The 19057-nt window shown below is 68.1% G+C and carries 18 protein-coding genes and 1 tRNA gene; 6 read left to right on the top strand and 13 right to left on the bottom strand.

What is annotated here, in order from left to right; genetic code table 11:
* Window positions 1-5 precede the first annotated feature (5 nt).
* The 3 genes from LVY72_RS18970 (at window position 6) to LVY72_RS18960 (ending at window position 2612) form a co-directional block, all read left to right on the top strand.
* Window positions 6-893 (top strand): FAD:protein FMN transferase, encoded by an 888-nt coding sequence (locus tag LVY72_RS18970; protein ID WP_237824885.1) that lies wholly within the window; start codon window positions 6-8, stop codon window positions 891-893.
* Entirely contained in the window at window positions 890-2407 is a 1518-nt protein-coding gene (locus tag LVY72_RS18965) for a ferredoxin--NADP reductase (protein WP_237824883.1), read from the top strand. Before LVY72_RS18970 ends, LVY72_RS18965 begins: the two co-directional genes overlap by 4 nt.
* Window positions 2408-2539: 132 nt before the next feature.
* Window positions 2540-2612: transfer RNA gene (locus tag LVY72_RS18960), tRNA-Arg, on the top strand.
* Window positions 2613-2704: 92 nt separating this feature from the next.
* Here LVY72_RS18960 and LVY72_RS18955 read toward each other — a convergent pair.
* A complete protein-coding gene (locus LVY72_RS18955; RefSeq protein ID WP_237824881.1) occupies window positions 2705-3685 on the bottom strand; it encodes a GlxA family transcriptional regulator in 981 nt (326 codons plus the stop codon).
* An 81-nt stretch (window positions 3686-3766) separates the two neighbouring features.
* Between LVY72_RS18955 and LVY72_RS18950 the strand changes: the two genes are divergently transcribed.
* Window positions 3767-3934: a hypothetical protein gene (locus LVY72_RS18950; RefSeq protein ID WP_237824878.1), complete on the top strand. Its 168-nt coding sequence runs from the start codon at window positions 3767-3769 to the stop codon at window positions 3932-3934.
* 180 nt (window positions 3935-4114) lie between these two features.
* Here LVY72_RS18950 and LVY72_RS18945 read toward each other — a convergent pair whose 3' ends face one another.
* From LVY72_RS18945 to LVY72_RS18925, 5 genes are all read right to left on the bottom strand, one after another.
* On the bottom strand, window positions 4115-4594 hold the full coding sequence (locus LVY72_RS18945) for an SHOCT domain-containing protein (protein ID WP_308190849.1): 480 nt from the start codon (window positions 4592-4594) through the stop codon (window positions 4115-4117).
* Between the two features lie 83 nt (window positions 4595-4677).
* A complete protein-coding gene (locus LVY72_RS18940; protein WP_237824877.1) occupies window positions 4678-5235 on the bottom strand; it encodes a DinB family protein in 558 nt (185 codons plus the stop codon).
* Between the two features lie 95 nt (window positions 5236-5330).
* Window positions 5331-6122 (bottom strand): ABC transporter ATP-binding protein, encoded by a 792-nt coding sequence (locus tag LVY72_RS18935; RefSeq protein ID WP_237824875.1) that lies wholly within the window; start codon window positions 6120-6122, stop codon window positions 5331-5333.
* Between the two features lie 2 nt (window positions 6123-6124).
* On the bottom strand, window positions 6125-7042 hold the full coding sequence (locus tag LVY72_RS18930; RefSeq protein ID WP_237824873.1) for an ABC transporter permease: 918 nt from the start codon (window positions 7040-7042) through the stop codon (window positions 6125-6127).
* Window positions 7043-7091: 49 nt separating this feature from the next.
* Window positions 7092-8108, bottom strand: a complete 1017-nt coding sequence (locus LVY72_RS18925) for an ABC transporter substrate-binding protein (protein WP_237824871.1) — start codon at window positions 8106-8108, stop codon at window positions 7092-7094.
* Window positions 8109-8445: 337 nt separating this feature from the next.
* Between LVY72_RS18925 and hrpA the strand changes: the two genes are divergently transcribed.
* Window positions 8446-12426: an ATP-dependent RNA helicase HrpA gene (gene hrpA, locus LVY72_RS18920; protein WP_237824868.1), complete on the top strand. Its 3981-nt coding sequence runs from the start codon at window positions 8446-8448 to the stop codon at window positions 12424-12426.
* A 47-nt stretch (window positions 12427-12473) separates the two neighbouring features.
* Here the strand turns inward: hrpA and LVY72_RS18915 are convergent, their stop codons facing one another.
* Genes LVY72_RS18915 through LVY72_RS18900 form a run of 4 tightly spaced genes read right to left on the bottom strand, consistent with a single transcriptional unit; the run spans window position 12474 to window position 15681 of the window.
* On the bottom strand, window positions 12474-12902 hold the full coding sequence (locus tag LVY72_RS18915; RefSeq protein ID WP_237824860.1) for an HIT family protein: 429 nt from the start codon (window positions 12900-12902) through the stop codon (window positions 12474-12476).
* Window positions 12899-14095: an NAD(P)-dependent alcohol dehydrogenase gene (locus tag LVY72_RS18910; protein ID WP_237824858.1), complete on the bottom strand. Its 1197-nt coding sequence runs from the start codon at window positions 14093-14095 to the stop codon at window positions 12899-12901. The genes LVY72_RS18915 and LVY72_RS18910 overlap by 4 nt, the downstream gene beginning before the upstream one ends.
* The gene (locus LVY72_RS18905) at window positions 14092-15024 is read right to left on the bottom strand and encodes a sulfurtransferase (RefSeq protein WP_237824857.1); all 933 of its coding nucleotides are present in this window, start codon (window positions 15022-15024) and stop codon (window positions 14092-14094) included. The genes LVY72_RS18910 and LVY72_RS18905 overlap by 4 nt, the downstream gene beginning before the upstream one ends.
* Complete coding sequence (locus LVY72_RS18900; RefSeq protein ID WP_237824855.1) at window positions 15025-15681, bottom strand: MBL fold metallo-hydrolase; 657 nt, start codon at window positions 15679-15681, stop codon at window positions 15025-15027.
* Between the two features lie 90 nt (window positions 15682-15771).
* Here LVY72_RS18900 and LVY72_RS18895 point away from each other — a divergent pair, with 90 nt between their 5' ends.
* Window positions 15772-16236, top strand: a complete 465-nt coding sequence (locus LVY72_RS18895) for a Fur family transcriptional regulator (protein WP_237824853.1) — start codon at window positions 15772-15774, stop codon at window positions 16234-16236.
* On the opposite strand, the gene LVY72_RS18890 is transcribed toward LVY72_RS18895, so the two are convergent.
* Genes LVY72_RS18890 through LVY72_RS18880 form a run of 3 tightly spaced genes read right to left on the bottom strand, consistent with a single transcriptional unit; the run spans window position 16233 to window position 18996 of the window.
* Entirely contained in the window at window positions 16233-17192 is a 960-nt protein-coding gene (locus LVY72_RS18890) for a metal ABC transporter permease (protein ID WP_237824851.1), read from the bottom strand. The genes LVY72_RS18895 and LVY72_RS18890 overlap by 4 nt on opposite strands.
* 2 nt (window positions 17193-17194) lie before the next feature.
* Window positions 17195-18001, bottom strand: a complete 807-nt coding sequence (locus LVY72_RS18885) for a metal ABC transporter ATP-binding protein (RefSeq protein ID WP_237824849.1) — start codon at window positions 17999-18001, stop codon at window positions 17195-17197.
* Window positions 17998-18996, bottom strand: a complete 999-nt coding sequence (locus LVY72_RS18880; RefSeq protein ID WP_237824847.1) for a metal ABC transporter solute-binding protein, Zn/Mn family — start codon at window positions 18994-18996, stop codon at window positions 17998-18000. The genes LVY72_RS18885 and LVY72_RS18880 overlap by 4 nt, the downstream gene beginning before the upstream one ends.
* Window positions 18997-19057 lie beyond the last annotated feature (61 nt).

Genomic DNA, 19057 nt, shown 5'->3' with positions numbered 1-19057 from the left:
CGGCCATGGCCGCTCTAGCCCACGAATTCGCCTTCGACGCCATCGGGACCCGGTGGTCGATCGCCACCGGCCAGCCGCTGGATGCGCCGGCCCGCGCCGCCGTCGCAGCCTGCATCGAGGACTACAGCCTGCTCTGGTCCCGGTTCCGGGAGGATTCGCTGGTGGCCCGGCTGGCCGGGCAGCCCGGATCCCACCGGCTGCCGGCGCACGCGGCCGGGCTGGCCGAGGTCTATGCCGCCCTGCACCGGGCCACCGGCGGCCAGGTCTCCCCACTGGTGGGCAGCTCGCTGGAACGCCTGGGCTACGACGCCGGTTATTCGCTGACGCCCGCCGGCGATCCCCTGCCGGCGCCCGCCTGGGACAATGTGGACGGCGTCTTGGCCTGGAACGGGCCGGAGCTGGCCACCGCGGCGCCGCTGCTGCTCGACGTCGGCGCGGCCGGCAAGGGCCAGCTGGTGGACCTGGTCGCCGGGGTACTGCGGGCCCGGGGATTCGCGCGCTGCCTCGTGGATGCCGGCGGAGACATGCTCGTGGATGCAGGCGGTCCGGTGGAGGTGGCACTGGAACATCCCTACGACGCGACCCGCGCCATCGGCAGCCTGGTGGTGGAGGGCCAGGCCATCTGTGCCTCCGCCGCCAACCGCCGGGCCTGGGGTGAGGGACTGCACCATGTACTCGACGCCCGGACCGGGGTGCCGGTGGACAGCGTGGCGGCCACCTGGGCGGTGGCCGAGTCGACCCTGGTCGCCGACGGCGTGGCCACCGGGCTGTTCTTCGCCTCCCCCGCCCGGCTGGCGGCAGAATCCTGCCTGGCGGGTTTTTCCTGCGTGCGGATGTTTTCCGACGGGCGTGCCGAGTACTGGGGAACATTGAAAGGGGAACTGTTCGTATGAAGGCCAGGCTTGATTCCTTCCTGGGCCGCACCACCATGTACCGGTTGGTGATCCTGGCACTGCTGGCGTTGCTGGCCGAGTCGCTGGTGCTGGCGGCCTTCGGCGCCTTCTTCTTCACCCTCTGGGACATGGCTGCCAGCCTTACCGTGCTGCTCGCGGCCACGCTGGGCAGCGGCTGGCTGTTCGCCCGGCTGGCCAAGGTCCGCGCCCATCTGGATTCGTCGGTGATCACCGCGCTGCTGCTGTTCTTCCTGTTCTTCCCTGACGCCCAGCCCGGCATGCTCGTGTCCCTGGCCTTCGCCGGGGTGGCAGCCAGTGCCAGCAAGTTCCTGTTGGCGGTACGCGGCCGGCACGTATTCAACCCGGCAGCGGTCTCTGCCGTCCTGGTGGCCCAGCTCAGCGGGTTCATGCCCTTAATGGCGGCCAACGCGGCCACCTGGTGGGCAGCGACCCCTGCGCTGCTGCCGGTGGTGGCGCTCGGCGCCTTCCTGGTGCTCTACCGCAGCCGCAAGCTGGCCCTCGGCGCGGTGGCCGTCCTGGTCAGCGTCGCGGTCATCAGCATCCGGCTGACCGCGGCCGGCACGGGCCCGGCCGACGCAGTGTGGACTTCCGTGGCGTCCTATCCGGTGGTTTTCCTGGCCGGCTTTATGCTCAGCGAACCGCTGACGCTGCCGCCGCGGCGCTGGCAGCAGCTGGCGTGCGCCGCCGTCGTCGCACTGCTGGCGTTCGTGCCGTTCCAGGCCGGGCCGCTCTTCAACGCGCCCGAGCTGGCTTTGCTCGCCGGCAATACGCTGGCCTTCCTCGCCGGCCAGCGCGGACGGATTCTGCTGACCTTCACCGGCAGGCGGAGGCTGACGGATACCAGCGAGGAGTTCAGCTTCGTACCGGTCCGGCAGGTATCCTTCCGCCCGGGCCAGTACATGGAACTGAACCTGCCGCACCCGAACCCTGACTCGCGCGGTCCGCGGCGGGTCTTCAGCATGACGTCGGCCCCCGGGGACCCCGAGCTGACTTTCGGTCTGCGCCTGGCCGAACCGTCCAGTAGCTTCAAACGCGGACTGCTGCAGCTGCAGCCGGGACAACGTCTGGACGCCACGCATGTCGCCGGGGATTTCGTCCTGCCGGCGGACCCGTCCCGGCCGGTCCTGCTGGTGGCCGGAGGCATCGGCCTGACGCCCTTCATCAGCCAGCTGCGCAGCCAGGGCGGCGGTCCGGACCGGGACATCCGGCTGGTCTACGCAGTCCGCGGAGCGGACGACGTGGCCTACCGGGACGAATTGGCCGGGCTGGAGGTGCCGGTCACGGTGTTCTCGCCCGACGCACCCGGGCTGCCGCACGGCTGGCGGCACCACCGGGGACCGCTCACTGCCGAACAACTGCGTGCAGCAGTACCGGACCTGGCCCGGCGTGCCGTCTATGTCTCCGGGTCGCCCGGGTTCGTCGCCGCCACCCGGCGGGAACTGCGCCGGGCCGGAGCCAGGAGCATCCGGACCGACGCCTTCCTGGGTTATTGAAACAATCGGGCACTGGGTTTCCTGCTTCGTGTCTCCCGTTTTCGTGTCACGGCCGCTGACCTGATAAGCTCTATGAGTCCTGAAGATCAGTGCACGGCTTCCCTCGCGGAAACCTGCACCGGTCGGAGCCACGCCCTCGTAGCTCAGGGGATAGAGCGTCTGCCTCCGGAGCAGAAGGCCGTAGGTTCGAATCCTATCGAGGGCACACAGGAACGCAGAAGGTCCGGGGCCGCAAGGCTCCGGACCTTCTGCTTTGTCTGTGCTGCTTCTGCCGGCGCCTGCCGGTCCGTCCCGGGGTCAGGCCGGCTGCAGCGAGTCCGCGTGCGCTGCCCCCCGGAAGGTGCGCCGGTACGCTGCCGGGCTGACCCCCAGCGCCTTGGTGAAATGGTGCCGCAGCAGCACGGCCTGGCCGAAGCCGCAGGCCCGCGCAATCTCCTCGATCCCCAGATCTGATTCCTCCAGCAACTCCTGGGCCCGGAGCACCCGCTGCGAGTTCAGCCACGCGGCCGGCGTCGCCCCGGTCTCGGCCCGGAAGCGCCGGGCAAAGGTGCGTCCGGACATGTGCACCCGGTTGGCCAGTTCCGCGACGCTGACCTCCTGGCCGAGGTTTTCGCTCAGCCAGACCAACAGGTCCTTGAGCGTGTCGCAGCCGGCCAGGGACATCGGCCGGTCGATGTACTGCGCCTGCCCGCCGTCGCGGTGCGGTGGCACCACCATGTCCCGGGCAATCGCCGTCGCCACCGATGCGCCGAGCTCGGTCCGCACCAGATGCAGGCAGGCATCAATGCCCGCGGCGGTGCCGGCGCTGGTGATGATTTTGCCGTCCTGGACGTAAAGGACGTTCTCGTCCACCTCCACGAGCGGGTATTCCTCGGCCAGCCGGCGGGAGTACTGCCAGTGCGTGGTGGCGCGCCGGCCGTCCAGCAGTCCGGCCTCGGCCAGCACGAACGCGCCGGAACAGACGGACATCACCCAGGCGCCGCGGGCATGGGCCCGCCGCAGGGCGTGCACGACGCTGGGCGGCAGCGGGTCCGAATCCGTGTAGGGGGCGACCACCACCAGGTCGGCTTCGTCCGCCGCGTCGAGGCCGCGGGCAACGTTGATGGTAAATCCCGTCTTGGTCCCGATGACTCCCGGCTGCGGCGTACATACGGTGAAGTCGAAGGCTGGAACCCCGGTCCCGCGGTCCGAGCGGTCGATGCCGAAGACCTCGCAGACCACGCCGAATTCGAACGGAGAGGTCCCCGGGAGCACTACCACCGCCACCTTTTTCAACATGGTTCCAGTATGGCAGTTTTTTGCCTAAAAGAGTCTTTTCTGCCACTCTTTTTTCGCTTCCTGCGGGCGCACTATGGCGGTATGGAACTCCTCCTGGCACTGGCAATCATCACCATCGTCGTCGTCCGCACCGTCCGGGCCGTCCGCAGCGACGGTTTCGGCCATGCTCCGACCGAACGCTCGCACGCGGACTGGGCCGCGGGCTCCCTGCCCAGCACCGCGTACGTGGACCTGGCCCGGTTCCGCTGAGCCAGCACAGCTGCCCCAGCCCACGCCGAGTGCGCACCACGCCCACGCTTGAGCGCCGAATCACGGGTCCTGCGCACAGTCAATAGACCGCGGGCCGCTCCCGGCGCCCCGGCTGCTGCGGAACAAGCAGGAGCCCGGCCCCGCAATGCGGGACCGGGCTCCTGTACTGGTTCGGCCAGGTTATCCCGGAGCCATCCCGACATTGCCGACCGGACCCATGCCCGCTGCCCGGCCCGTATCCTGCACCGTGCCGGCGTCCGCTGCTGCCGACTGGCCCGCGAGAGCCCTCGCCTTGAGCAGTTCGAATTCCTGCTGGGTGATGGCTCCGGACTCGCGCAGGGCATTGGCCTTGGCAATTTCCTCCGCACCGCTGGACCCGGCAACTCCCCTGATGTAGCTGTCGGCAGCCTCCTGGGCCTGCCTCGCGGCCTCCGCCTGCCGTTCCGCCATCCCGCGGCCGCGGGCGATCAGGTACACGAGGGCGGTCAGGAACGGCAGGAAGATCAGGAAGACCATCCAGACGGCTTTGAGCCAGCCGTTGGTGCCGCGGTCACGGAACAGATCGCCGATGATGCCGAACAGAACGAACAGGTACGCAACAAAAGCGAAGATCCAGAACATGGTCCAGAAGAAATTCCAGAAGTTGCTCATCAAATCCATTTCGGGCTCCAAACTCCGACGTGTCCCCCGGTGATCCGAATAATAATGAGCACGTCGTTACTGGTCCGTTACTGGACAAGGGCCTACTGCCGGTGCGCAAACAGGTCGCGCAACAGCGCCACTTCGGCCAAATGGTGGATCATTTCCCGGTTGATGTGCAGGACCAGCGCCGCCATCGTCCGCTCGGAGTAGGGACCTTCGGCCGGCCCGCAGGCCCGGTCCAGTCCCGCACCTCCCAGTGAGCGGACGCCCCGGATCCACCGGGCGTAGTATTCGTCCAGCAGGTCCAGGGCGCCGTCGGCGGTGCCCGGGTAGTCGAATTCCTGGTAGGTGACCGGCGGAGCGCCGAAGTGCGCGGCATTGCGGGCCCCGAGAACGCCGACCAGGAGATGCCCGAGCCGCCAGGCAATGGTTGTCACCGGGGCCGGTGAGGGCTCCGGCCGGGCGAAGTCGATGGTGAAGGCCCCGGACCCTACGGCCATGGGCGCATGGCTGGTGCCGCGGTGCCGGACATTCCAGCAGCCTTCGGCCGGTTCCCAGAAGTATTCCGCATCCGTCAGCCCGTCCAGCCGCGGCCGCGCCTGATGGTCCCAGTGCCAGGCCAGCTGGTCCAGCAGTTCCATTCCGACGTCCAACGCCATCGTCTTCCCTTCCCGGGCGCCGCACCGGCCGCGCCTGCCTCCATCATGGCGGCAGCGGCACGGTTTGCCCAGCGGCGCCCGGGACCTCAAGGGAACTACTGGAGCATGGTGCGGTCGTCCACCGCGGCGCCCTTGATCTTCTCGAATTCATGCAGCAGGTCCGGCACCGTCATCCGGCTCTTCTGCGCCTGGTCCAGGTCCAGGATGATCCGGCCCTCGTGCATCATGATCAGCCGCGTGCCCAGCTGCAGCGCCTGTTCCATGTTGTGCGTGACCATCAGCGTGGTCAGGTGGTGGCGCTGGACCACCTCGGCCGTCAGCCGGCTGACCAGTGCGGCGCGCTGCGGATCCAGCGCGGCCGTGTGTTCGTCCAGCAGCAGGATGTTCGGGCTGCTGAAGGTGGCCATCAGCAGGGACAGCGCCTGACGCTGCCCGCCGGAGAGCAGGCCCACCTTGGCCTTGAGCCGGTTTTCCAGTCCCAGTTCCAGGGACTTGAGCTCCTCCCGGAAGAAGTCCCGCTTCTTCCGGGTCACCCCCGGAGCCAGGCCGCGCCGCTTGCCTCGCTCAAAGGCAATAGCCATGTTCTGCTCGATGGTCATTTCCGGCGAGGTGCCGGCCATCGGGTCCTGGAAGACCCGGCCAATGTACTTGGCCCGCTGGAAGTCGGCCAGCCGGGTGACGTCCTGCCCGTCGATCACGACGCTGCCGGTATCCGGGCGCAGCTTGCCGGAAGTGATGTTCAGGATGGTCGACTTGCCGGCACCGTTGCTGCCGATGACGGTGACGAACTCGCCCTCGCCGAGCGTTAGGTTGATCTCCTGCAGCGCCACCCGCTCGTTGACGGTGCCCGCAAAGAAGGTTTTGTGTACGTTCTTGATTTCCAGCATGATCAGACCTTCGCCCCCGCCGGTTCGCTTGGTGCCATCAGGGATTTCTTCATCTTGGACAGGCCCTGGACCTTCCGGAAGACCTTCAGTTGCGGCAGCACCAGTGCAATGATCACCAGCACGGCCGAGATCAGCTTCATGTCGTTCGGGTTCAGGCCCGCCTGCAGCGCCAGCTGGATGACCACACGGTAGAGCACGGAGCCGAGCACCACGGCCAGCGTGGCCACGAAGATGATCCGCGACCCGAAGATCGCCTGGCCGATAATGACCGAGGCCAGCCCGGCCAGGATCAGGCCGATGCCCATGCCGATGTCGGCGAAGCCCTGGTACTGGGCGATCATGGCACCACACAGTGCGACGAGGCCGTTGGACAGCGCCAGGCCGAGGATCTTGGTCCGGTCCGTGCTGACGCCGAAGCTGCGGATCATCTGCTCGTTGTCGCCGGTTGCCTGCAGGGACAGACCGAGGTCCGTGTGCAGGAACCAGTCGATGACTAGCTTGATGGCCAGGGCGATGATGGCGAAGACCAGGATGCCGACGGCGGACCCGAGCAGCCCGGCATCACGCAGCGGCGTCAGCAGCGTGTCCTGCCGCAGCAGCGGCAGGTTCGCCTTGCCCATGATCCGCAGGTTGATCGAATAGAGCGCAATCATGGTCAGGATGCCTGCGAGCAGCCCGTTGATCTTGCCCTTGGTATGCAGGATGCCGGTCACCCACCCTGCCGCCATCCCCGCGGCAAAGGCCGCGAGGGTGGCGACAAGCGGCGGCACTCCGTTGATGATTCCCACGGCCGCGACGGCGGCACCGGTGGTGAAGCTGCCATCCACCGTCAGGTCGGGGAAATTCAGGATTCGGAAGGTGAGGTACACCCCCAGGGCCATGACCGCGTAGATCAGGCCGAGTTCAACCGCAACAATCATGCGCCGGGTTCCTAGCTGTGGTTCTCGTCAGGTGGTTGCGTGTAGCCGGCTAGTTGCCGACGGTCTGGGCGGACTTGAGCAATTCAGCCGGGATCTCAACGCCCATGCGCTTGGCCGCGGCCTCGTTGATATACAGGCCGAGGTCGGTCTGGGTTTCGACCGGCATGGATTCCGGCTTGGCCTCGCCCTTGAGGATCTTCACGGCCATTTCACCCGTCTGGTAGCCGAGCTTGTCGTAATCGATGCCGTACGTGGCGACGGCGCCATTGCGGACGGAATCGCCCTCGGCCGCAATCACCGGGACCTTCTTGGCCTCAGCGACCTGGATCAGGGAACCCAGTGCGGAGACGACGTTGTTGTCCGTCGGCACATAGAAGGAATCGACGTCGAGCGACTGGGCGGCCTGCTGCACCTCGCCGGAGTTGCTCACCGTGGCTTCCTTGATTTCGAGATCAAGTCCCTTGGCGGCCTTCTTCACGGCATCCACCTGGACCTGGGAATTGACCTCGCCGGAGCTGTAGACGATGCCCACGGTCTTGGCGCCGGGCTTGAGCTGCTTGATGAGCTCCAACTGCTTGGTGACAACGTCATCCGGGAGACCGTCGGACGTGCCCGTGGCATTCCCGCCGGGCTTCTCCAGGCTGTCCACCAGTTCGGCCTTGACCGGATCCGTCACGGCGGTGAACAGGATGGGCGCGTTGGCGATGGCCTGGACCGCGGATTGCGCGGTCGGCGTGGCGATAGCCAGGACCAGATCCTTCTGGTCCGTGTTGAACTTGCCGGCGATGTTCGCGGCGGTGCCCTGGTCCCCCTGCGCGTTCTGCTCGTCGTAATTGACGTTCTTGCCCGCGGTGTAGCCGTTGTCCGCGAGCGCCTTCTTGAACCCTTCGCGGGCCGCATCCAGCGACGGGTGGGAAACGATCTGGGTGATGCCGATGTCGACGGTGTCCCCGCCGGCTGCGGCGCCGGACGGGCTGGCCGAGCCGCCGCTGCTGCCGCAGGCCGTGGCCAGCAAGGTGGTGGCCAGCAGGCCGGCACCCAGGACAGCCATTCTCGAACGCTTCATGCAAATTCCTTTCAATACGGCCGCGGTACTCGGGCGCCGGGGCCGTCCGGCAGTGGTCCGCCGCGGCCCTGTGGCAGCGCGCCGCAGCATCGTTGCGTGCGGGCAAGAGGGACCTCGTCCCTGCGGAACATCCCCACCGATACTACCTGTGAACCACGTCACAATGTCCAATCGGCAGCCCATTGTCAGGACAACCATAGACGAAAGCGGAACGTTGACTGGACATAACAGCTGATAGGCCCTCCGGCGTAGTCGATTTGTCCACGGCCGCCGCGGATCGGAAGCCGGCAGGACTGCGGCGGCGGATTTTGGCCCGCCGGATAAACTGGTGCCAATCATGCCTTTGACAATCTCCTACCCCGCGGCCCTGCCGGTTTCCGAACGGCGAGAAGACATCATGGCCACGATCGCGGCCAACCAAGTCACCGTCATTGCCGGCGAAACCGGCTCCGGCAAGACCACCCAGATCCCCAAGATGTGCCTGGAACTCGGACTGGGCGAGCATGGCCTGATCGGCCACACCCAGCCGCGCCGGCTCGCGGCGCGCACCGTGGCCGAGCGCATCGCCGAGGAACTGGACGTCAAACTCGGCGAGGAGGTGGGCTTCCAGGTCCGTTTCACCGGCGAGGTGGGCAAGTCCACGCGGATCAAGCTGATGACTGACGGCATCCTGCTGGCCGAGATCCAGCGCGACAAGCTGCTGAAGAAGTACAGCACCATCATCATCGACGAGGCGCACGAACGCAGCCTGAACATCGACTTCATCCTGGGCTACCTCAAGCGCATCCTGCCCAAACGTCCGGACCTGAAGGTGATTATCACCTCCGCCACCATCGATCCGGAACGCTTCGCGCGCCACTTCGGCACGGATGAAGAGCCGGCGCCGGTGATCGAGGTCTCCGGGCGTACCTACCCGGTGGAACTGCGCTACCGGCCGCTGAACCTGCCCGCCGGGCCGATCGACCCGGACGACGATTTGGCCGAACTCGAAGAGGACCGGGATCCGCTGGATGCCGTGTGCGACGCCGTAGACGAACTCTCCCGCGAGGCTCCCGGCGACATCCTGGTTTTCTTCTCCGGTGAACGGGAAATCCGCGACGCCGCCGAGGCGCTGCGGCCCCGGGTGCAGACCAACCGACGGCTCGCCGGAGCCGAAATCCTGCCGTTGTTCGCCCGGCTCTCGCTGGCCGAACAGCACCGGGTCTTCACCCCCGGCGGCAGGCGCCGGATCGTGCTGGCCACCAACGTGGCCGAAACCTCCCTGACGGTGCCGGGCATCAAGTACGTGATCGACACGGGCACCGCCAGGATTTCGCGCTACTCGCACCGCACCAAGGTCCAGCGGCTGCCGATCGAACGGATCTCCCAGGCCTCGGCGAACCAGCGCTCCGGCCGCTGCGGCCGGGTCAGCGACGGCATCGCCATCCGGCTGTACTCCGAGGAAGATTTCGCCGCCCGCCGGGAATTCACCGACCCGGAGATCCTGCGCACGAACCTGGCCGCCGTCATCCTGCAGATGACCGCGATGGGGGTGGCCCGCAGCCCCAAGGACATCGAATCCTTCCCGTTCGTCGAGCCGCCGGAGACCAGGGCGATCACCGACGGCGTCAACCTGCTGCGCGAACTCGGCGCCCTGGCGGGACCCGGGGAGGCCCACGAGCGCTCCGGCCTGACCGCCGTCGGCCGGCAGCTGGCCCAGCTGCCGGTGGATCCGCGGCTGGGCCGGATGATCGTCGAGGCCGGCCGGCGCGGCTGCGTCCGCGAAGTGATGGTCCTGGCCGCGGCGCTGACCATCCAGGATCCGCGCGAACGTCCGCAGCGGGACGACGCCGCCCGGCATCAGCAGGCCACCGAGAAGCACAAGCGCTTCGTGGACGAGAACTCGGACTTCGCCGGCATGCTGAACCTCTGGAGCTACCTGCAGGAGAAGCAGAAGGAGCTCTCTTCCAGTGCCTTCCGCCGGCTCTGCCGCGACGAGTTCATCAATTACCTGCGCGTCCGTGAATGGCAGGACCTGTTCGCCCAGCTGCGCCAGCTGGCCAAGCCGCTGGGCATCACGCTGAGCACCGGCAGCGAGGTGGATCCGGCCGGCAAGCATGACGACATCCACAAGTCCCTGCTGGCCGGGCTGCTGAGCCACATCGGCGTGTACGACGAACGCAAGCGCGAGTATGCCGGTGCCCGCGGCACCCGCTTCGCCATCTTCCCCGGCTCTGCCCTGTTCAAGAAGTCGCCGGACTGGGTGATGGCCGCCGAACTGGTGGAAACGTCCCGGCTTTGGGCCCGCGTGGCGGCCCGGTTCGATCCGCTTTGGGCCGAAGAAATCGCCCCGCAGCTTCTCAAGCGCAGCTACTCCGAACCGCATTGGTCCCGCCGGATGGGTTCGGTCATGGCCTACGAAAAGGTCACGCTGTACGGGGTACCGATCGTGCCGCAGCGCCGGATCCAGTACGGACGGATCGACCGCGAGCTGAGCCGCGAGTTGTTCATCCGCCACGCGCTGGTGGAAGGCGACTGGAAAACGCACCACAAGTTCTTCCAGCGGAACCGGCAACTGCTGGCCGAGGTCGAGGAACTGGAGGCGAGGACCCGCCGCCGCGGCCTGCGCGTGGACGACGAGTCGCTGTTTGAGTTCTACGACCAGCGGATCGGCGCCGACGTGGTCTCCGAGCGGCACTTCGACAAGTGGTGGAAGGCCGCCCGGCAGGAGAATCCCTCGCTGCTGGACTTCGATCCGGATGCCCTGCTTACCGAGGAAGCCGAGGACCTGGACGAGTCCGCGTTCCCGAAGACGTGGCACCAGGGAACCTTCGAGTTGCCGCTGAGCTACGAATTCTCGCCCACCGCCCCCGGAGCGATGCCGAACGCCTCGGACGGGGTCACCGTGCGGATCCCGGTGCTGTTCCTGAACCAGCTGGAACCGGCCCCGTTCCGCTGGCAGATTCCCGGCCTGCGGGCGGAACTGATCACCGCCCTGATCAAGTCCCTGCCCAAGCAGGTCCGCAAGAACTTCGTGCCGGCCCCGGACGTGGCCCGGGCCGCGGCCCAGGCGCTCGCCGCGGAGTTCGACCCGGCCACGGACGAGCTGGAACCTTCCTTGGAGCTGGCGCTGCGCCGGCTGAAAGGCCACATCATCCCGCCCGGCTCCTGGAGCTGGGCGGCGGTCCCACCGCACCTGAGGATGACCTTCCAGGTGGTGGACGGCAAGGGCAGGATCCTGGGCGACGGCAAGGACCTGGCCCAGCTGCAGGAGGAGCTGGCCCCGGCCACCCGCCGGGCGATCGCCGAGTCTTTGGGTGCCACCCCGCAGACGGTCAAACCCGTGCCGGGCTCCGGGCCCCGCGGCGTACGCGCCACCGAACGGGCCGCGGGCGTGGGAACCAAGACACGGTTGTCCGCCGCCACCGGGGACCGTGCCGAGTCCATGGTGCTGGCCAACGGCGACGTGCTCGCCGAACGGTCGGGGCTGAAGGGCTTCGCGCCGTCGGTGCTGCCGCGGCAGGTCTCGCGCCTGGTAGCCGGACACACCGTCACCGGCTACCCCGCGTTCGTCGATGAGGGTGGGGCCGTCGGGCTGCGGATCTACCAGACCCGGGCCGAACAGGAGCCGGCCATGCGCTCGGGCGTCATCCGGCTGCTCGCGCTGCGGATCCCTTCGCCGCAGCGCTATGTGCTCGAACACCTGAACAACACCGAGAAACTCACCTTCAGCCAGAATCCGCATGGTTCGGTCGGGTCGCTGATCGACGATTGCACGCTGGCCGCCATCGACAAGCTGGTCCCGGCGCAGCTGCCCTTCACCGCCGCCGAGTTCGAGGAACTGTACGAGACGGTGCGGGCCGAACTGATCGACACGGTCTTCGCCGTCACCGCAACGGTGGAAAAGATCCTCTCCAGCACACGCCGGATCCAGAAGGCGCTCAAGTCCAGTACCAGCCTGGCCCTGATCAGCGCGCTCAACGACATCAAGGCCCAGCTCGAGCAGCTGGTCTACCCGGGCTTCGTCGCGCGCACCGGATATGCGCAGCTGAGCCAGCTGCCCCGCTACCTGGCCGCGGTCGAGCGCCGGCTGGAGAAGCTGCCAACCAATGTGGCCCGGGACGGTGCGCAGATGGCCGTGGTGCAGCGGCTCGAGGATGAGTACGACGACGCCGTGGCGGCCCTGCTGCCCGGCTCCCGTCCGGGGGCGGGCCTGCAGCGGGTGCGGTGGATGCTCGAGGAACTGCGCGTGAGCTTCTTCGCGCAGGAACTGGGCACCGCCTATTCGGTCTCCGAAAAACGCGTCCGTACCGCGCTGCACGAAGCCTTGGCGGCCTGAGCGCGGACAGGTGCCGGCCCGCGGACCGGCACCTGTCCGCTGCCGGCTCAGGCCTCGGGGACGAATTCCCCCTGGCCGGCATCGCGCAGGGCGGCCCGGATCTTTTCTGCGCTGGCATCCATCACGGCCGGATCCGGGTTGTGCTGGGCCCGCTTGAAGTCATACTCGGCCTCGGAGTTGGAGGGCCAGACGTGCAGGTGCAGATGGTTGATCTCGAACCCGGCGATGATCATCCCGGCGCGTGCCGCACCGAAGGCCTCCACCTGCGCCTTGCCGATGGTCTGGGCCACCGCCGTCAGCTTCGCCAGCAGGTCCGCGGGCGCATCCGTCCAGCGGTCCACCTCCTGCCGGGGCACCACCAGCGTGTGGCCGTCCGCAAGCGGGCCAATGCTCAGGAAGGCGACGACCTCCGGGTCCTTCCAGACGAAGCGGCCGGGGATTTCGCCCTCGATGATCTTGGTGAACAGCGTGCTCATGCGTTCCTTTCCTGCAAGTTCAATGTGCCGGCCCGGCCGCCGTCCGGGTCTTGGGCCGGATTCAGCGACTCGACGTCCAGCACGAAGCGGTACTTCACGTCCCCGGCCACCATCCGGTCCCAGGCTTCGTTCAGCCTATCCGCCGCCACCAGTTCCACGTCGGCGGCAATGTCATGGGCGGCACAGAAGTCCAGCAGCTCCTGTGTCTCGGCAATGCCGCCGATCATCGAGCCGCCGTAGGCGATCCGGCGGCCGGCCAGCACGCCGACCGGGACCGGCGGCATCTGGCCCGGCGGCAGGCTCACCTGGATCAGGGCCCCGTCCCGCCGGATGGTCCGCAGATAGGGCCCCAGTTCGTGTCGGGCGGAGACGGTGTCAATGATGAGGTCGATACTGCGCCGGGCCGCCGCCATGGCCTCGTCGTCCGTGGAGAGCACCACGCGGTCGGCGCCCAGCCCCCGGGCGGCCTCGACCTTGCCCGGGGAGGACGTGAAGACGGTCACCTCGGCGCCGAGGGCTTTGGCGATCTTGACGGCCAAATGGCCCAGTCCGCCCAGCCCCACGACGCCGACCGCGTCCGATTCCTCCACGCCGAAGTACTGCATGGGGGAGAAAACAGTGATCCCGGCGCAGAGCAGCGGCGCCGCCTCGGCCGGGTCCAGGCTTTCGGGCATCCGCAGCACATACTTCTCATCCACCACGATGGCGGTGGCGTACCCGCCCTGCGTGACCTCCCCGCCGTGGCGCTGGTCCAGCGCACCGTAGGTGCCGACCGCACCGTTTTCGCAGTACTGCTCCAACCCTTCGCTGCAGCTGTCGCAGGTCCGGCAGGAATCGACCAGGCAGCCGACGCCCACCAGGTCCCCCACCGAGAACATGCTCACGTCCTCGCCGGTGCGGGTGACGCGGCCGACGATCTCGTGTCCGGGCACCAGCGGATAGTGCTGGTCACGCCATTCGCCCCGAACGGCGTGCACGTCCGAATGGCACAGCCCGCAGAAGGCAATGCTGATTTCGACGTCGTGCGGCTCCGGCTCGCGCCGCTTGATATCCAGCGGTGCCAGACCAGAGGAGGCAGAGGCGGCACCATAGGCCCGGACCGTGGCCCCGGTCCGGGCCGGCCGTCCGGTCCGGGCGTCCGGCAGAGTTGCTTTCGCGCCCAAGGGCGGCGGGACGGGGCGGCCGAGAGTCATGATCCGACGCTACCCGCTCCACCGCGGGCGTGCCACTGGATAGTTCCGGATTGTGCATTGCCCGGCTCGTCGCCGGTGGCTGCCGGCAGGTCCGGATGCTGGGACCATTGGGACCACGAGCCCGGGTACAGGGCCGCCTCGATGCCGGCGTGCGCCAAGGCCGCAATTTCATGCGCCGCCGTGATCCCGGAACCGCAGTACACCGCCACCTTCCGGGACTTGCCCGGCCCGGCGCCAAGGCGCCCGAACCGCTCCGCGAGCCTGTCGGCGGGCAGGAACCTGCCGTCGGCCTGCAGATTCGCCGTGGTGGGCGCGCTGACGGCGCCGGGGATGTGTCCCGTCCTGGGGTCCACCGGCTCGGACTCGCCGCGGTAGCGCTCCGCGGCGCGGGCGTCGAGCAGCAGCCCGTTCCGGGCAAAGTCCGCGACCTCGGCCAGTTCCAGTACCGGCCACTGTCCGGGTGCCAGCCGGACCGTGCCGGGGGCCGGCCGCACATCCCCGGCTTCGAGGGCCAGGCCGGCGGCCTGCCAGGCTCCCAGTCCGCCGTCGAGCAGACGGCAGCCGGCGATGCCGCCGTCGCGCAGCAGCCACCACAGCCGTGCCGCGGCCAGGCCGCCGGTCGCGTCGTAGGCGACCACCAGATCGCCGTCGTTAATGCCCCAGCCGCGCGCCGCCTGCGCGAATGCTGCCGGATCGGGCAGCGGGTGGCGCCCGGACGCGGCGGAGGCCGGAGCCGCCAACTGGCTTTCGAGGTCCACATAGACGGCACCGGGCAGGTGGCCGGCCAGGTAGTGCTCCCGGCCGTGCGGGTCCCCCAGGGCCCAGCGCACGTCCAGCAGGAGCGTCCGCGCCCCCGATGCCAGCCGCTCCTGCAACGTCGGCACGTCGATCAGGACCGGGCCGGCCGCCGGACCCGTCTCTGCGCCCATTTACAACTCCACGCTTTGGAGCGGGTCCAGCCGCTCGTAGCGGGTGCCGTACCGGGCCCCGAAGCTGGCCAGATGCTTCTCCACCAGGCCTCGGCCGGTCTCGTTGAGCAGCCCGTCGTGGATGGGAAAGGCTCGTCCGGCGCGCATCGCGGTGATGAAGTCGATGACCTCGGACACCTTGTTCCACGGCGCGTGGATCGGCACCAGCACCACGGGGGCGGTCAGCCCGTCCGGAACAATAAAGGAATCCCCGGGGTGGTAGACGGTCTCGTTGACCAGATAGCCGACGTTGGCCACCATCGGGATCAGCGGGTGGATCAGCGCATGCTGGCCGCCGAAGGTCCGGATCCTGAAGCCGGGCACTTCGAAGGCCTCCCCCGGTTCGACGGTATGGATCCGCTCCGCTGCGGCGTGGTCCCATCCGCGCAGCTGTTCGGCCACCACCGCAGGTGCATAGACCTGGATCGAGGCCGATGCCGCGAGGATGGCTGGCAGCCGCTCCAGGTCCACGTGGTCCGCATGCTCGTGGGTGACCAGCACGGTACCGGCTCCCTGCAGGGCCTGATCGACCTCGGAGAATGATCCGGGGTCGATGACCAGCACTTCGCCGTCGTTTTCCAGCCGCACGCAGGCGTGCGTGTACTTTGTCAGCAGCATGGTTCCAGCGTACGCGGCCGGTCCACCCGGCGGGCCGCAGGCAGGGCCGGGGGCAGGGCCGGGGAAAACCCGGCTGGTAATCTGGGAGACATGCCTGCTCCGTCCGCACATTCCCGGACTCCCCGCCGCGGTCCCGAACAGCGGATGACCCGCCAGCGGCTGGCCGTGGGCAATGCCCTGGACAGCCTCGACGATTTTGTCAGCACCCAGGAGCTCTACCGGCTGCTGCATGAGCGCGGAGATTCGGTCTCGCTGGCCACCACCTACCGCATCCTGCAGTCGATGGCCGACGAGGGGCAGGTGGACGTGCTGCGCAGCGGCGACGGCGAGGCCGTGTACCGGCGCTGCGCCGTCGAACACCATCACCATCATCTGCTCTGCCGCAACTGCGGCAAGACCGTGGAGATCGAGGCACCGGCGGTGGAACGCTGGGCCGCCCGCGTGGCGCAGGAACACGGCTTCACCGAAGTAGCCCACACGGTGGAAATGTTCGGGCTGTGCCCGGAGTGCAGCGCCGCGGCGCAGGCAGCCGGGAACGGCCATCCGCAGAGTTAGCCCTTCGGCACCCGCGGCAGGGTCCGGGCCTGCACCGGGGCGGCAGACACTGCCGCCGGGCCGGTAGCTGCCACGGTGGCCGGCAGCCGGTGTCCGGTCCTCCGGTCCGCGCCGCGCCGGTCGCGGCGCCCCCCGATGACGCGGCAGACGACGTAGATCAGGAACGAAATGGTGGTCACGTAGGGGCTGATCGGGATCCGTCCGCCCAGGGCCAGCAGGATGCCGCCCACCACCGAGGCCATGGCGAACACCACGCTGAGCAGCACCACCAGCCGCGGCGAGGCGGCCACCCGCAGGGCGGCGGCCGCGGGAGTGATCACCAGGGCCAGGACCAGCAGCGCGCCGACCACCTGGATGGACAGGGCCACGGCCAGGCCCAGCAGGAACATGAAGGCAATGCCGAGCTTGGCCACCGGGACGCCGCGTGCCTCGGCCACCTCCGGGTCCGCGCTGGCGAAAGTCAGCGGCCGCCAGATGGCCAGCAGTGCCACGATGACGAAAACCGAGCAGCCGGTCAGCAGGTTCAGCTGGACCGTATCCACGGAGACGATCTGGCCGGTCAGCAGGCCGAACTTGTTGGCGCTGCGGCCTTGGTAGAGGGACAGGAACAGGATGCCCAGGCCGAGTCCGAACGGCATCACCACCCCGATGATCGAGTTCCGGTCCCGGGCGCGCGTACCGAGCAGCCCGATGATCACGGCGGCGATGATCGAGCCGGCAAGCGACCCGAAGACTACGTTGGCACCGATCAGCAGGGCGAAGGCAGCTCCCGCGAAGGAGAGCTCGGCGACGCCGTGGACGGCAAAGGCCAGGTCCCGCATCATCACGAAGACCCCGACCATCCCGCCGACCAGGCCCAGGACGGCCCCGGCAATCAGGGAATTGCGCACCAGCGGCAGCAGCTGGGCGTAGTCCTGGAAGTTGAAGACTGCGCTCCACAATTCGTTGAAGTCCATGGCTACGCTTCCTCGTCCTGCTCGTCACCGTAATGGTGGGTGGCATCGGGCAGCCCGACCACCACAATGCGTCCCTCGTTGTGGATGACCTCCACGTGGCTGTCGTACATCGAGGAGAGCACCTCGGTGGTCATCACCTCTTCCGGGGTCCCGACCCGGAACTGCCCGCCGGCCAGGTAGAGCACACGGTCCACATATTCGATGATCGGATTGATCTCGTGCGTCACGAAGACCACGGCGCTGCCGTTGACGTGGCACTGGCGGTTGATCAGCGAGCTGATGGCCTGCTGATGATGCAGGTCCAGGGACAGCAGCGGCTCGTCGCAGAGCAGCACCTTCGGGTCCGAGGCCAGTGCCTGGGCGGCGCGCAGCCGCTGCTGCTCACCGCCGGAGAGCCTGCCGACCGGAGCGTCCGCATAGGAGGAGGCCCCGACCTGCTCCAGCAGTTCGTCCACCCGGCGGCGGAAGCCGCGCCGTCCCAGCCGCACGCCCCAGCGGTGGCCGTCCAGGCCGAGCCCGACCAGGTCGCGCGCCCGCAGCGGGGTGTGGTTCGCGAAGGACTTCTGCTGGGGAATATAGCCGATATCGCGGCTGCCGCGGGCGACCGGCCTGCCGTTGACCCTTGCTATTCCGCTGGTCAGCGGCTGCAGCCCCAGCAGCACCCGCATCAGGCTGGTTTTGCCGGAGCCGTTGGGACCGAGCACAGCGAAGAACTCCCCCGGGTTGATCTGCAAGTCCAGGTCCTGCCAGAGCACACGCCGGCCGAAGGACAGCGAGGCGCCTTCCAGGCTGGCCGCCGGCGTGCTCACTTGGTGCTTCCGGTGGCTGCGGCGATGTTCTGCAGGTTCGACTTCATCCAGTCCGCGTAGTGGGTTCCTTCGGGCAGCGTCTCGGCGAAATTGACCACGGGGGTTCCTGCCTTTTGCGCGGCCTCCCGGACCTGGCGGGTCTGCGCGCCTTCGGTCTGCTCGTTGTAGGCGAGGAACCGCACCGACTTCGAGGTGGCCAGTTCCTCGGTCTGCTTCAGCGCGGCCGGTGCCGCATCGCTGCCTTCCTCGGCAGCCTCCAGGAAGTCCTCCGGGGTGAGGTTCCGAAGCCCCAGCTTCTCGAACAAATGGAGCGGCACCGGGTCCGTGGCGGCCACCGCCTCGCCGGACACCTGCTTGGCCAGCGCCGCGCTGTCAGCCTCGAGGCCGGCCAGCTGCTTGTGGAACGCCGCGGCATTGCGCTCGAAACCGGCCGCCTGTCCGGGATCCAGCGCCGCCAGCTTGTTCGCCACCGTGTCCGCGACCTTGCCCGCGGTGGCCAGGTCATACCAGACATGCTCGTTGAAGCCGGTGTGCGTGTGGTCTGCGGCGCCGTCCGTGTGCCCGGAGGCTTGACCGCCGTCCGGGTCGAGGCCGGAAATTTCGACGGCGCTGATGACCGCGGCAGGATCCTTTCCGGTGCCGTCCACCAGGGCGGGCATAAAGGCGTCATAGCCGCCGCCGTTTTCGATGACCAGGTCCGCCTGCGACACGGCGAGTTTGTCCCGTGCCGAGGCCTCGTAGGAATGCGGATCCTGGGCCGGCGACTGGATCAGCGAGGTGACCTCGACGGAGTCTCCGCCGATGGCCGCGGCGATGTCACCGTACACATTGGTGGACGCGACGATGCTGATCCTGCCGTCGGCGCCGCCGGAGGCGGTGTCCGAACCCGGCCCGGTACCGGACGATGCGCAGCCGGCCAGCAGCAGGGACAGCAGGGCAGCGCCGGCAACGCCGGGGAACCCCGGAACCAGGGACGGGAAGCGGGAACTCCGCATGGAACCTCTATCTGCTCTCAATGAGAATGAATAACAATAAGCCTAATCCATCCTAAGGCAA

This window comes from Arthrobacter hankyongi (genome assembly GCF_022012395.1).
GTDB lineage: Bacteria > Actinomycetota > Actinomycetes > Actinomycetales > Micrococcaceae > Crystallibacter > Crystallibacter hankyongi.
Note: the sequence above shows the minus strand (reverse complement) of the source record. Positions and strands in the feature narration are given on the sequence as shown.

Excerpts from the sequence above, each read along its gene's own strand:
- LVY72_RS18940 (WP_237824877.1), bottom strand. The coding sequence starts at position 5,235 with ATGGCGTTGGACGTCGGAATGGAACTGCTGGACCAGCTGGCCTGGCAC.
- LVY72_RS18900 (WP_237824855.1), bottom strand. The coding sequence starts at position 15,681 with ATGCTGCTGACAAAGTACACGCACGCCTGCGTGCGGCTGGAAAACGAC.
- LVY72_RS18930 (WP_237824873.1), bottom strand. The coding sequence starts at position 7,042 with ATGATTGTTGCGGTTGAACTCGGCCTGATCTACGCGGTCATGGCCCTG.
- LVY72_RS18890 (WP_237824851.1), bottom strand. The coding sequence starts at position 17,192 with ATGGACTTCAACGAATTGTGGAGCGCAGTCTTCAACTTCCAGGACTAC.
- LVY72_RS18965 (WP_237824883.1), top strand. The coding sequence starts at position 890 with ATGAAGGCCAGGCTTGATTCCTTCCTGGGCCGCACCACCATGTACCGG.
- LVY72_RS18945 (WP_308190849.1), bottom strand. The coding sequence starts at position 4,594 with ATGGATTTGATGAGCAACTTCTGGAATTTCTTCTGGACCATGTTCTGG.
- LVY72_RS18895 (WP_237824853.1), top strand. The coding sequence starts at position 15,772 with ATGCCTGCTCCGTCCGCACATTCCCGGACTCCCCGCCGCGGTCCCGAA.
- hrpA (WP_237824868.1), top strand. The coding sequence starts at position 8,446 with ATGCCTTTGACAATCTCCTACCCCGCGGCCCTGCCGGTTTCCGAACGG.
- LVY72_RS18910 (WP_237824858.1), bottom strand. The coding sequence starts at position 14,095 with ATGACTCTCGGCCGCCCCGTCCCGCCGCCCTTGGGCGCGAAAGCAACT.
- LVY72_RS18880 (WP_237824847.1), bottom strand. The coding sequence starts at position 18,996 with ATGCGGAGTTCCCGCTTCCCGTCCCTGGTTCCGGGGTTCCCCGGCGTT.
- LVY72_RS18915 (WP_237824860.1), bottom strand. The coding sequence starts at position 12,902 with ATGAGCACGCTGTTCACCAAGATCATCGAGGGCGAAATCCCCGGCCGC.
- LVY72_RS18905 (WP_237824857.1), bottom strand. The coding sequence starts at position 15,024 with ATGGGCGCAGAGACGGGTCCGGCGGCCGGCCCGGTCCTGATCGACGTG.
- LVY72_RS18950 (WP_237824878.1), top strand. The coding sequence starts at position 3,767 with ATGGAACTCCTCCTGGCACTGGCAATCATCACCATCGTCGTCGTCCGC.
- LVY72_RS18970 (WP_237824885.1), top strand. The coding sequence starts at position 6 with ATGGCCGCTCTAGCCCACGAATTCGCCTTCGACGCCATCGGGACCCGG.
- LVY72_RS18935 (WP_237824875.1), bottom strand. The coding sequence starts at position 6,122 with ATGCTGGAAATCAAGAACGTACACAAAACCTTCTTTGCGGGCACCGTC.
- LVY72_RS18925 (WP_237824871.1), bottom strand. The coding sequence starts at position 8,108 with ATGAAGCGTTCGAGAATGGCTGTCCTGGGTGCCGGCCTGCTGGCCACC.
- LVY72_RS18955 (WP_237824881.1), bottom strand. The coding sequence starts at position 3,685 with ATGTTGAAAAAGGTGGCGGTGGTAGTGCTCCCGGGGACCTCTCCGTTC.